Origin of the sequence: Psychrobacter sp. ER1, from assembly GCF_048631835.1 — a bacterium.
In the GTDB taxonomy this organism is placed as follows: domain Bacteria; phylum Pseudomonadota; class Gammaproteobacteria; order Pseudomonadales; family Moraxellaceae; genus Psychrobacter.
Genome location: NZ_CP184640.1, coordinates 1,566,247 through 1,579,986, shown reverse-complemented (window position 1 = coordinate 1,579,986; position 13,740 = coordinate 1,566,247). Strand labels below are relative to the sequence as shown.

Below are 13,740 nucleotides of genomic sequence, written 5' to 3'. Positions count from 1 at the left end.
ATTGTCCGCTATCTACGCCCAAGTCAGCATAACCAAAAACATTACAAGGAAGTAAAGTTATGGAAAATATCATCAATACTATCGTCGGGTATATTTGGAGTGACGCCCTAGTCTATCTTGCGTTAGGCGTCGGCATATATTTTACAATTATGACTCGTGCCGTACAAATCCGTTATTTCAAAGAAATGATTAGGCTGTTGTTCGACAAACAAAGCTCATCAGCTGGGATTAGCTCCTTCCAAGCTTTCTGTATGGCGCTATCAGGACGTATTGGTGTGGGTAATATTGCTGGGGTTGCAACAGCCATTGCAGCAGGTGGCCCTGGGGCAGTATTTTGGATGATTGTCATGGGTGTGTTAGGTGGTGCTAGCGCTTTTATTGAGTCTACCTTAGCGCAGGTATACAAACATAAGGTCGGTGATCAATATCGTGGCGGCTCCCGTTCTATATTGAAAGAGGATTGAAGCTAAAACCTTTTGCTATCATCGTCGCTATCGTGACCTGTCTATCTTACGGCGTGTTAGTGCCTGGTGTTCAGGCCAATACCATTGCGGACTCTTTTAATACAGCATTTAATATTCCGCCTGTTGTAACAGGGATTATCCTAGTCGTACTCTTAGGTATCATTATATTTGGCGGTGTAAAGCGTATTGCTAATTTTGCAGGAAAAGTCGTACCTGTCATGGCAATCGGTTATATCCTTATGATGGTGATTGTATTGGCATTTAACGCTCAAAATATTCCTGCAATGTTTGCACTTATCTTTAAGAGCGCTTTTGGTATGGATGCAGTGTTTGGTGGTATGGTTGGGACCGCAATCTCTTGGGGCGTACGCCGTGCTGTTTTCTCAAACGTTGCGGGTGCTGGCGAGGCGACCTTTAGCTCAGCGGCAGCCGAAGTATCACATCCTGCTAAACAAGGCTTAGTGCAAAGCTTCTCTATCTACATCGATACGGTGCTTGTCTGTACTGCAACAGCGCTAATGATCCTATCAACTGGCATGTATAACGTGGTGACCCCTGAAGGTGTAACCCTAGTTGATAATATGCCTGGTGTTGAAGCTGGTACGGCATTTACCCAAGCGGCTGTCTCTACTGTCTTTAACCAGTATGGAAGTGGCTTTGTTGCGATTGCTATCTTTTTATTCGCCTTCACCTGCTTGGTTGCTTATTACTATATCGCCGAAACTACGTTGGTCTATTTGGACAATAAACTGCGCTACCCCATTCTCAAGCATGTACTCAAACTGGTATTTTTAATCGTTTGTTTCACTGGTAGTGTTCAGTCAATCGGTATGATGTGGGCGTTAGGTGACATAGGGTTTGGCAGTATGTGCTACCTGAATTTCATTGCCATTTTACTGCTAAGTAAAGTTGCTCTAAAAGTTCTAAAAGACTACGACGAGCAGATGAAATTAGGTATAAACCCTGTCTTTGACCCTAGAAAGGCTGGAGTGGATAATGCGGACTTTTGGATAGAATATAGCAATGAGCATGGTCACAAAAAATCGCTCTAATAATAGTGCATTAGAGGTCTGCCAGTATCTACTAGTAAAAAAGTTGCTATCAACATCAAGCAGGCCTCACCTATTTATGTTAAATTGCAAAAAACCATAAGGATATTACGTATAAGATAACCATAGTATTGTATCCACTCATTTGATAGGAAGGTTGAAGATGACACTAGATAACAACGTACTACGTAAACGCACCAGCTTGTTGGGTTCATTATTAGGTGATGCTATTTCTCGCCAATCTGGTGAGCAGACGCTAGAGACGATTGAGACGCTGCGCAAAGGCTTTATTCAACAGCGTCGTGAGCCGAATGAGGCACATAAACAGCAGCTTATCGATTTTATTGCTTCTTTGGATAATCAAACCTTAAAAAACGTCATACGCGGCTTTTCTATCTATTTTTTCCTAGCCAATCTAAGTGAAGAGAATTACTTGCGTGAGCAGCGTCATGAGCTGCGTATACAATCTGAGCAAAGCTGGGAAGGGTCATTTCGCCGTACCTTACTTGAGTGTCGTGAACGCAATATCGAGCCTGCTCAAATGCAAGAGCTAATTGATCAGCTGAAGTTTACACCTGTATTTACGGCGCATCCTACCGAAGCGCGTCGCCGTACCACGATGAATATCTTACAAAGTCTATTCACGCATAGCGACGCCCTAAACAATGTGTCTGAAAACAGCTTCGCCTACGAGCAAGCCAAAGAGCAAACGGCGCAAACGATTGATCTACTATGGTCTTCCGATGAAGTGCGCACTCGTAAGCCATTGGTATATGATGAGATTAACAATGGCTTGCATTACTTTAATGCCAGTTTGTTCAATGCCATTCCTAAAGTGTATCGTAATATCAAAAAAGCCATTGTCGATATCTATCCAGAGCTCACAGACTATCCACTGCCTGCATTTATGAGCTTTGGCTCATGGATTGGTGGTGATAGAGATGGCAATCCTTTTGTGACTTTTGAAACCACAGAGCGTGCCGTGTTGATGCATGCTGATACCGTGCTGCGTCACTACCAAGTATTGATCAAAAAACTGCGCCGACAGCTTATTCATAGCGACACCATTGTCACCGTTTCATCTGACGTCTATGCCAAAGTCAAAAGTTATGATGAGCTCGATCAGCGTGTGTTTGACTATAACCTCGATGACTATGGCAATGAGCCATATCGTCGCCTGCTCTCTATCATTCTGAATAAAGTTAAAGCCACCAATCGCCGTATCCAAAGCAAAGGCACGGATATCGAAGCTGAAAAAGATGCCTATGCCAATCCAGAAGAATTACTAGAAGACCTGCGCATTATCCGTCAAAGTGTCAATACACACGATACGGCACACGCAGAAGGATTACTACTAGATGTGATTCGTTTGGTCAAAACTTGCGGCTTTCATTTGGCAGCGCTCGATATTCGTCAAGAGTCGTCATACCATGGCGAAGTGATTGCAGATATCTTTGCTAGTGCCTCCAACCTGCCTGATTATCAGACGCTAAGCGAAACCGAACGTCAAGAGTGGTTGACGCGCTTGCTAGAAAAACCAGGCACGCCGCTTATCTATACTGACAACCTGACAGACAAAACGCGTGAACAATTATCACTGATGAATTCGGTCGCTACTCTACGCAAATTGGTGGGACAGGCTACTTTTGGTAGCTATGTTATCTCGATGACCAATAATGCTAGCCAGCTACTAGAAGTATTGCTGCTCATGCGGTTTGCAGGCTTATGCAGAATTGATGACGAAGGTCAATTGTCTGCTGATTTGCCAGTTGCGCCGTTGTTCGAAACCATCGAAGATCTCAAAAATATCGATAAAATCTTGCCTGCCGTGTTAGATAATCCACTATATCGTGGACTGCTACGGAACACGGATAACACGCAAGAGATTATGCTAGGTTATTCAGACTCATCAAAAGACGGCGGTATTATCACCTCTGCATGGCAGCTTTATAGTGCACAGCAAACCATTAATAACATTGCTGAACAATATGGTATAAAAACACGTTTATTCCATGGTCGTGGCGGCTCGGTAAGCCGTGGTGGTGGATCAACGCACAAAGCCATTGCGGCACAGCCAGCAGGCACGCTGCATGGGCAGATTAAGGTAACTGAGCAAGGCGAAGTGCTCTATGCCAAGTATGCCAATACAGATACTGCCGTGTTTGAGCTGACCATGGCGATCACGGGTACACTCAAAGCCTGCTCGACAAGGTTTGTGGTACAACCGACTGAGTTGCCAGAGTATGAAGCGCTGTTTGCACGCTTAGCAGATGCTGGAGAGCAGCGCTATCGCGAGCTGACCGATCATACCGAAGGGTTTTATAAATTCTACTCCGAGGTCACCCCAGTACAAGAAATATCTCTGTTAAACATTGGCTCACGTCCTGCTCATCGTAAAAAGGCCTGCCAAGTAAGACCACCTTACGAGCGATTCCTTGGGTATTTGGCTGGTCACTCGCACGCTTTACCTTACCTGCTTGGTATGGCGTCGGTAGTGCGCTAGATAGCGTCAAAAAAGACGAAGCATTGATGAAAGAGATGAATCAGCATTGGCCTTTCTTTAGCGTATTTATCAGTAATATCGAGATGGCCTTTACCAAAGCCAATATGAATATCGCTGAGGCTTATAGCCAACTGTGTGATGATAAGCCGTTACGCGAAAAAATCATGACAGCTGTCACGGATGAATATATGCTGACCAATTCAGGCTTAAACTCTCTGCTTGAGCAAGATTCTTTATTATCCAATCAGCAAAACCTTGCTTCATCCCTGCAATGGCGAGACGCTTATCTAGATCCTATTAACTATATCCAGATTGAGCTGTTAAAGCGTGCCAGACAACAGGACACCCTGAACGATTCGGCACATGGCGACCTTAATGTAGAAGATCCATTAATCCGTAGTATCAATGCGCTAGCTGCAGGGTTACGTAATACTGGTTAGGGTAGCTTTTCGATAAGTAGCTTTCGAATAAACAAAAAATTTATACCAATTATCCAAATATTAGGGCTTCGTTCGCGAAGCCTTAATATTATTCAAAACCCTTAAAAAATAGCACACTAAATCCAAATCACAATTTAGTACTGCGTTGATTGATATTGCCCATTAGGTGATTCGTAATTCAGTGTTTGAATAACCGATTCTAACAAGATACCGTAAAATATATTTTTACTTCATGTATATGTAGGGTCTGCTCCAATGGAAACGCCTCAAGCAACACCATCTCTAGACATCGCCGTAGCAAATGACTTTCAAATAGAATCCGTTGCGCTCATTGATCACGCCATTCAAATACGCTGGAATGATGGTATCGACAGTACGTATCACTATATCTGGCTGCGTGATAACTGCCCATCGGCTTTTCATCCGCACACTGGCGAGCGCAGCTTTGATTTGCTGAGTGTCTCAAAAGATATCCATCCACTCTCTGTCTCTTTTGATGAGACAACGCTGACGATTGAATGGTCAGAACAAGCGCATATCAGCCACTTTGAACAAAGCTGGTTACGTGAGTTTGGGTATTCTAGTGCATTGGCCAAGGACCATAGCAGTCCTTATGAAAGCTGGGATGGCACGTTTATTGACCATATCCCCATGTATGACCAACAGAGTATCATGACCAGTGACAGCGCTTTATATGAGTGGATGAGTGCGCTGGATAAATATGGGCTTACCATTATTAATAATATGCCAGATGACTCTGACGCTAGTGTACAGACCGCCATGCGAGTTGATTATTTACGGCAGACTAATTTTGGCATGACCTTTGATGTCATATCAGAGAAGTCGCCGATTAATTTGGCTTATACCTCGCTCTCATTACCTTTGCATACCGACTTGCCAAATCAGGAACTGCCTCCAGGCTATCAATTTTTGCATTTTTTGAGTAATGAAAGCATAGGCGGCGAATCTACTTTCGTAGACGGATTAAAGGTGTTAGAAGGGTTAAGAGAAGAGCAGCCTGAGTATTTTCGCTTGCTTGCCGAATATGCCATCCCCTTTCGTTTTCATGATACTGCCCATGATATCCGTGAGCACCACCCCGTCATCAATCTAGACAACTTTGGCAATATTATCGAAATTAAATACAACGCGCATCTTGCAGATGTTTTTGATTTGCCAAGTGACGTTATGTACGACTACTACCTTGCTTATCGAGAGCTGATGGCCCGATTAAAAGACAGTCGCTATAAAATTGAATTAAAATTAGCAGCGGGTCAAATGGTGGTTTTTGATAACCGCCGAGTCCTGCATGGGCGTAACGCATTTGATGAAAATATCGGTGAGCGTCGTCTCAAAGGCTGTTATGTTGACCGCTCAGAATTTAAAAGCCGTTTACGAACCATCAAAAAGCAGCTGGCTTAAAATGATCTGCAAGCTAGCTAAAGCATGGAGCATTAAGCCCACAAAAAAGCCCCATTACTCTTCTCTAAACATGAGAGAAGAGTAATGGGGCTTAATGTTAGTCACTTACTGATTTATAGCTGTTAATATAATTTTATAGCGCTAATAGCAGCTCTAATAACTGGATTCACGATATAAGGTTTTATGTGCTTCTATCTTAAAATCTGCAGCGCTGACAGCAGGCGTAAGACCATGTGTACTGTACTTAGCTTGTATGATCTTTTCTTCCTCACGAAACAGCACATTTTGCGCTTCTTGCTTGAAGTCATGATAGCTAATGGCGGTGTCATCTTCATGACCGTCAATAACTATAGGTCTGCTAGGTTGATTTTGGCTATTCGAATGCTGTTGTACAGTCTGATTAGCATTAGCTTCTTTAGTAATATTGCTGACTGTTAAACCGTTATTAGTCGTCGACGCTTGAGATAGCGTGGAAGAGATACGGTTAGACATATAGAAGGCAGATATTAGAACAATACAGATGACACTGATAATAGCAAGAACAAGACTACGGGGTCTGATGCTTTTTGGCTCGATATCATTATTCACGTTTTCTGAGTCGTTCATAGTTACGTACCATATAATTCATATCATCAATGGCACAGAACCATGCCTTTTACATAATGATACGAATTTTATATTGTGTTGCAACAATTTCTAGTACGAACGCCTCGAATAAATTGATAGACGGTTATCTAACTGTCTGAAATGGTATAAAACGTAAACCATTTAATCATTGGTTTCGCGGTACAAGGTAGTCTGCGACTCTTGTCTAAAATCTTCATAAGTTATGGCAGCTTCTTCAGTAGCTATAACTGCGGCATCATTCTCTGATGTAGGAGCTTCAGAAGTTGACACTGATTCACTAACAGCTGGCAGGTCCTGTCTATTGTTGTCCAAAGTATCTTGCTGAGTAGTGGCTGGTTGCGTACTTACAGGGTCAACGCCATCCGTAGTTGTTTGACTGTCAGTAGACAGTACTGGATCAGCACTAACAGCTGGTGTACTGTCTATCTCTACATTACCATCAGTGCTGTTGTCTATACTATCAACCGCAGAAGTAGATAAGACTCCTGAAAATACAAGCATTAATGCAATAGCAGCCAATACGATTAAACCAATCGCCATAGCCATCATGAGAGGTTTCTTGATTTTGACCACTTTATTGTCTATGACTGGCTCTTCGATAACTGATTCAGGCATATCCTCAATGTTTAAAGGGATGTTTAAAGAATCATCATCCGATATCTCATTTATGTTAGATTCACTATAGTCAATCGTAGAGGATGACTCTGTTTGATTGCTACTATCTATATTGTTGCGATCTATATACTCTGAGGCTTCTGTATCTGAACTGACATCATTGACATCGATACTAATGCTGTCGCTATCGTTAGCAATATTCAGCACATTATTTTCAGATATATTTTCAAATACTACATTTGTATCTGAAGCTTCAGAGGTAGTGTTTGCTGCTGTAGTATTTTCTGTTTCTAGCAATAACTCTTGCTCACTGCTTTGATCTTCAAACAGTTGCAACTCTTCTGTGCTCAAGGGTTCGAAAGCGGCAAGGTTCTTTGCACTTTCTAGTGTTTCAAACTCAGCCTGATCGTTCTCTTCAGAACCATGGACTCGATTGATAAAGCGTTCGTAGATGTCATTATTATTACGCTTACGCGATTTTTGGTCAATAATTCTAGCCAATTTTTCATCAAAATCGGTGCCAGCGTCTTTTTTTCGTCGCTCATAGAATAATACCAAACCAGTTTTTCTACTGGTGTTAAATGATTGCTAGAATGAATTTTCTTACTATAGTGTAACAGTGTTATTAGCCAACAATATAGTTGCTCGACCTATTATCTTCAAGCACAATTTATGGGATAGCACTAATATTGATAAGAACCATTCTAAATAATATGATAAATCAACCTTAAGAACTGTTCTATGTAGAGATAACATAGACTATGACAGGCTCAATAGTATGGATTTAAAACAGCTCAATGCATTTATCGCGGTTGCAGATTTGTGCAGCTTTAGCGCTGCCGCCACCAAGACAGGACTGTCACAGCCGACCCTGAGTCGCTTGCTAAAACAGCTAGAGACTGACATGGGCGTGGTGCTTATTGATCGCTACCACAGGCCACTACATCTGACTGAAGCGGGCAGTTTTTTCTACGATAAAATAAGCACCATACTGACCGAGATTGATACGGTGACTAGTATGACTCAGCGTCTATCAGCACCCAGCAGCGTTTTAAATATAGGTTTTGTGCCCTCAGTGCTATATGGCCTGTTGCCTGAAATCATTGCCACGCTTAAACAGTTCAGCCCTGATATCGACGTTAATTTAAAAGACATCAGCTCATATCAACAAATGGATGCCCTCAAGTCTGGTGAGATTGATGTTGGTTTTGGCCGATTTGCACACCAAGATCCATGGATTCAGCAGATTCTGCTACGTCATGAACGCTACGTGGTGGCATTACCAAAATCACACCCGCTCGCCAATGTACGTAAGCAGCGCTTGATAGACCTAGCGAACAATCGCTTAATTTTATACCATCAAACACATTTGCCAGTATCGTCCACGGTGACGATAGAAACAGCTACCCAAGCAAACGACAAGCTGTCTACAAGTAGAGTCAACCGTGCTGCTACTCACGAAGCAGCATCTAGCGAGCCTATCACTGAGCCTTTACTACATCTTTTTGCTCAGTATGGTATCTCGCCTTTTATGACCACGACAGTCAGCGATTTGCAGGTCGCATTGGGGCTGGTTGCAGCAGGCGAAGGCATTACATTAGTGCCTGCCAGCTTGCAAACCGTACGTACAGAACAGATCAGCTACCAACGTTTGGTTCATGAAAATGTCACCTCCCTATTTATTTACACACCCTCAAAGACTTTGTACACCCAAAAATACCTGACTTGCTCACAGCCATTTATCACGTCTACGAACAGCGCGGCATTACTTATCGGCAGCAAAATTTTGTGTCACAGGCCTAAATGGGCAGATATCCGATGAATATTGTGTTATAAAGAACCGCCAAAAATAATTCATTTTAAATATTGATATTATTTTATAAGTATGCTAACTAACAAGAATAGCAATGCAAACAAATAGTAATAATAACTAGAATAATCATTCTCCTAGACAGTGTTGGTGTGATAAAGTCGATACGATGTAAATCGTTTTATATTTAGACGATTTATAGGACGTTCTTTCATGATCATTGGCAAGCTGACACAGGTAAGTGATAATTTGCTGTTTTAACCATTTCGAGGTATTCATGTCCACACAACAACTCAACAACCCAAGCGCCCCTGACGATAGCGTTGCCTCGCAACAAGAGGGCTTTAGCTGGCGCATCTTTGGCCCAGGCATTTTGATGGCAACTGCTGCCATTGGTGGTTCGCATTTGATTTCGTCAACACAGGCCGGTGCTATCTATGGCTGGCAACTGGCCATTATGATTGTATTGGCCAACGTGTTTAAGTATCCGTTTTTTCGCTTTGCAACTGACTACGTCTACGATACTGGCGAGAGTTTGATTGCAGGCTATGCCAAACGCTCAAAGGTATACCTTTGGGTATATTTTATTCTTTCTATCTTGTCAGCGGTTATTAGTACGGGTGCGGTCTCACTTATTGCGGCCGTAATTTTGGGCTTTATGTTGCCAGCCTCACTTGGTCTGTCGACAATGGCGTTATCTCTCATTATCGTCGCGGTCTCTTGGTTCTTTTTGATTGCAGGGCATTATAAGTTGCTCGATGGTGTGACTAAGTGGATTATGATTGCGCTTACCACGGCTACTGTTGCTGCAGTTATCATTGCTGCTGGCAAGCCAACCGTTATGGCAGTAGATTTTGTGGCGGCCTCTCCTTGGAATTTAGCCACGTTGGGCTTCATCGTAGCACTCATGGGCTGGATGCCAGCACCGCTAGAGTTTGCAGCGATTACCTCTATGTGGACCTCTGCCAAAGTCAAAGCAGATCACACCACGCATAGCCAAGGCTTGTTAGATTTTAATGTTGGCTATGCAGTTTCAGCGATATTGGCGTTGTTCTTCTTATCGTTAGGTGTGTTTGTCCAGTACGGATCAGGACAAGAGATTGAGTTGGTCGGCGGGGCTTATATCAATCAGTTAATCAATATGTATACCGCAACCATTGGTGAATGGTCGAGGCTGCTGGTCGCTTTCGTCGCCTTTATGTGTATGTTCGGCACGACCATCACCTGTGCTGATGGCTATGGACGCGCTAATGCTGAATGCTGGCGCCTGCTAAAAGGTGAAAGCGAAATCAATAAAAAGCAAATCGCTTTTTGGACGACCTATGCTATCGGTGGTGGTCTAGTGATTATCACTTTCTTCACAGGACAACTAGGCGCTATGCTTAAGTTTGCCATGATATCGGCGTTCGTCTCTGCGCCAATTTTTGGTTGGTTAAACTACTCATTGGTTAAAAAGCATAAGAAACTGTCAGCAGGTATGAATGCTCTGTCTATCGCGGGCTTGATATTCTTAGCAGGCTTCGCGTTATTGTTCTTGGCCAATCTTGCAGGTCTATTTTCTTAAGCTTTTGCCTATTTAAAACTCAGCACTTAGCAATCTTATTTAAGCGAAACATAAGCCCTAATAGCCTAGCTGTTGGGGCTTTTTAATGGGTGTAACTATATCAATAAAGCAAGGCAGCTTTAGTAATTGTAACTAAATGTAAAAAATAGAAGATTCTAAAAGCTGTGATTTTAAGCAATATGAATACTTATCATAAGAAATTACCAACAAATGCATAATGCTATTTGAATCATGAATACTATTAAAAATAATACATTCAATTATTATTTAAATTAAATACCAATCAAGAACCCAAACTTTTCAGGCATGAATAATTGAGTATAATCAACTACAACAATTAGAATATTTTCCCTCCATGTAAGGACAGTCACATGACTTCATCTTCAGCAGGCGCGCGCTTTCGCAGTGCCCTCACTCAAAAAAATGATAACAACCAACCATTACAGATTGCAGGCGCTATCAATGCCTATACAGCGATGATGGCGACCCAAGTTGGTCACCAAGCGTTGTACCTCTCTGGTGCTGGCGTGGCCAATGCCTCATTTGGTTTACCTGATCTCGGTATGACCAGCCTTGATAACGTACTAGAAGATGCTCGCCGTATCACCGATGCCGTTGACACACCGCTATTGGTTGATATCGATACTGGCTTTGGTGGCGCGTTTAACATCGCCCAGACCATCAGAAAGATGGAAAAAGCAGGCGTCGCGGCGGTACATATCGAAGACCAAGTGGCACAAAAACGTTGTGGTCATCGCCCTAATAAAGAAATCGTTAGTATCTCAGAGATGGTTGATCGTCTAAAAGCGGCGTTGGACGCAAAGACTGACCCTGACTTTGTAGTGATGGCTCGTACAGATGCCCTATCAGTAGAAGGTTTGGACGCTGCTGTTGAACGTGCCGTCGCATTTCAAGAAGCGGGCGCAGATATGATCTTTGCAGAAGCGCTGACCGATATCGAGATGTATCGTAAGTTCACTGATGTACTCGATATTCCAGTACTAGCAAACATGACAGAGTTTGGTCAGACAGATCTATATACCACTGATCAGTTGTATAGTGTGGGTGTCGAGATGGTGCTATATCCACTATCCGCTTTCCGCGCTATGAACAAAGCGGCATTGAATGTTTATCAGCATTTATTAGATGATGGTACACAAGACAAAGTCGTCGATACCATGCAGACTCGCATGGAGCTCTATGATTTCTTGAACTATCATGAGTTTGAGCAGACGCTAGACAAGCTATTTGCTGATAATAAGTAGTTAATAATTGCCAATTAGCAACGCCGAAACGATAAACCATCTCTGTGGACTTTATTGTTTCAAAACCCGTCTTTATTTACCTTTAGGTTATTTATGCCATTTTTTACTGCTCATACGGTTGTTAAATCCTCACTACTTAGTAGCACGCTTGCAGCGCTGTTATTCATGACGGGCTGTGATAAAACACCAGAAACCGTTGACGATACTGCCAGTGATACTAGCGAAACTGTTGTTAGTGAAAGCGAAGCTACACCTTCAGAGACTGATGCTCAAAACGATTTGATCATGACGACGATTACATTAGATACCGTCAACAGCCTATTGTTTGCACCAATCATCAATAGCGGTGCGCTCAGTGAAGAGCAAGTCAGCTGCCTTGAGTCACGCGACAAAGACTTGGGTAAAGCCGAAGTCGATCGTTTTTATAAGAGTCAGTTTACCGATGCAGAGTTAAAAGAGCTAGATGATTTTTATACGTCGGATGTAGGGAAAAAACTGCTTGCTTTTGGCAATGAGCAACTACGCGTCATGAATGGCGAAGAAGTAGCAACGCCGATGGCTGACCCTACCCCAGAAGAAATGACTGAGATTCAGACATTTATGGAGTCACCACTGGGTGCCAAATATATGAAAATCAACAATGCAGAAGGCGAAGGCAGCGCAATGGATGTCTTAAATGGCCCTATTGAAGCTGAATTTGAGCGTTGTAACGTCGATTTAGACGGTCCACAGCCTGAACAGCCTGCGTAACGCTAGACTGGCGCTACAGTCAGTCATTAACTGATAAATTTATTATCAGAAACACCGTTTTCACTCAAAAAAGCTACCAACAAAAGGAATGTAAACATGGCAGCACAGAAAGAACTTTCAGGCGCAGGTCTACGTGGACAAGTCGCTGGTAAAACCTCTCTATCTACCGTTGGCAAATCAGGCTCTGGTCTGACCTATCGCGGTTATGATGTATCAGAACTGGCAGATAAGTGTATTTTTGAAGAAGTAGCGTATTTGCTGCTATACGGCAACTTGCCTACTCAAAGCGAGCTTGATGCTTATCAAGCTAAGCTCAAAAGCTTACGCGGCCTACCACAAGCATTAAAAGACGTGCTTGAACGTATCCCAAGCGATGCGCATCCAATGGATGTGCTACGTACTGGCTGCTCTATGCTCGGTAACCTTGAGACCGAAACTGATTTTGCTCAGCAAAACGATCAAACTGACCGTATGCTAGCGGCCTTCCCATCGATTATCAACTATTGGTATCGCTTTACCCATGATAATGTACGTATCGAGACCGATACAGATGATGCCACTATTGGCGGTCATTTCTTGCATTTGCTCAAAGGCGAAAAACCAAACGAGCTACACGAAAAAGTGATGAACGTCTCGCTGATCCTTTATGCAGAGCATGAGTTTAACGCGTCGACCTTTACTGCTCGTGTGTGTGCATCTACCTTGTCTGATATCCATTCTTGTATCACTGGTGCCATCGGTTCACTACGCGGTCCATTGCATGGTGGAGCGAATGAAGCGGCGATGGATATGATTGAAGGCTTTAGCTCACCTGATGAGGCTGAAGAAGAGATGATGGGTATGTTAGCTCGTAAAGACAAAATCATGGGCTTTGGTCATGCGATCTATAGCGAGTCAGATCCGCGTAACGTGGTGATTAAAGGTTGGGCTGAGAAGCTAGCTGCGGACGTTGGTGACGAAGTGTTGTACCCAGTATCAGTACGCTGTGAAGAAGTCATGTGGCGTGAGAAGAAGTTGTTCTGTAATGCTGATTTCTTCCATGCATCTGCTTATCACTTTATGGGTATTCCAACCAAGCTATTCACACCTATCTTTGTCTGCTCACGTCTGACTGGTTGGGCAGCTCACGTGTTTGAGCAACGTGCCAATAACCGTATCATTCGTCCAAGTGCAGAATATACAGGTGAAGATCTGCGCCCAGTACCAGATATGAGTGCTCGTTAAACGGCTG

General features: G+C 43.0%; 7 protein-coding genes and 3 pseudogenes. 8 read left to right on the top strand and 2 right to left on the bottom strand.

Features of this window, described 5'->3' with window-relative positions; genetic code table 11:
* The first annotated feature begins 59 nt into the window (after window positions 1-59).
* The 3 genes and pseudogenes from ACOBWA_RS07170 (at window position 60) to ACOBWA_RS07160 (ending at window position 5,878) form a co-directional block, all read left to right on the top strand.
* Window positions 60-1,516, top strand: a pseudogene (locus ACOBWA_RS07170) (alanine/glycine:cation symporter family protein).
* 160 nt (window positions 1,517-1,676) lie between these two features.
* A pseudogene (ppc, locus tag ACOBWA_RS07165) lies at window positions 1,677-4,456 on the top strand (phosphoenolpyruvate carboxylase).
* Between the two features lie 255 nt (window positions 4,457-4,711).
* Window positions 4,712-5,878 (top strand): TauD/TfdA family dioxygenase, encoded by a 1,167-nt coding sequence (locus ACOBWA_RS07160; protein WP_420230651.1) that lies wholly within the window; start codon window positions 4,712-4,714, stop codon window positions 5,876-5,878.
* 153 nt (window positions 5,879-6,031) lie between these two features.
* Here ACOBWA_RS07160 and ACOBWA_RS07155 read toward each other — a convergent pair whose 3' ends face one another.
* Together ACOBWA_RS07155 and ACOBWA_RS07150 are read right to left on the bottom strand one after the other, a co-directional pair.
* Window positions 6,032-6,484 (bottom strand): hypothetical protein, encoded by a 453-nt coding sequence (locus tag ACOBWA_RS07155; RefSeq protein ID WP_201607114.1) that lies wholly within the window; start codon window positions 6,482-6,484, stop codon window positions 6,032-6,034.
* A 162-nt stretch (window positions 6,485-6,646) separates the two neighbouring features.
* Window positions 6,647-7,678 carry a hypothetical protein gene (locus tag ACOBWA_RS07150; protein ID WP_420230650.1) on the bottom strand — a complete coding sequence of 344 codons (1,032 nt, stop codon included), beginning with the start codon at window positions 7,676-7,678 and terminating at the stop codon, window positions 6,647-6,649.
* A gap of 220 nt (window positions 7,679-7,898) precedes the next feature.
* Here ACOBWA_RS07150 and ACOBWA_RS07145 point away from each other — a divergent pair.
* From ACOBWA_RS07145 to prpC, 5 genes and pseudogenes are all read left to right on the top strand, one after another.
* Window positions 7,899-8,923 (top strand): annotated as a pseudogene (locus tag ACOBWA_RS07145) (LysR family transcriptional regulator).
* 284 nt (window positions 8,924-9,207) lie between these two features.
* Entirely contained in the window at window positions 9,208-10,494 is a 1,287-nt protein-coding gene (locus ACOBWA_RS07140; RefSeq protein WP_420230649.1) for an NRAMP family divalent metal transporter, read from the top strand.
* A gap of 371 nt (window positions 10,495-10,865) precedes the next feature.
* Window positions 10,866-11,759, top strand: a complete 894-nt coding sequence (prpB, locus tag ACOBWA_RS07135) for a methylisocitrate lyase (RefSeq protein WP_114700000.1) — start codon at window positions 10,866-10,868, stop codon at window positions 11,757-11,759.
* A gap of 93 nt (window positions 11,760-11,852) precedes the next feature.
* A complete protein-coding gene (locus tag ACOBWA_RS07130; RefSeq protein WP_420230648.1) occupies window positions 11,853-12,509 on the top strand; it encodes a DUF2059 domain-containing protein in 657 nt (218 codons plus the stop codon).
* Between the two features lie 96 nt (window positions 12,510-12,605).
* Window positions 12,606-13,733, top strand: a complete 1,128-nt coding sequence (prpC, locus tag ACOBWA_RS07125; protein ID WP_420230647.1) for a bifunctional 2-methylcitrate synthase/citrate synthase — start codon at window positions 12,606-12,608, stop codon at window positions 13,731-13,733.
* Window positions 13,734-13,740 lie beyond the last annotated feature (7 nt).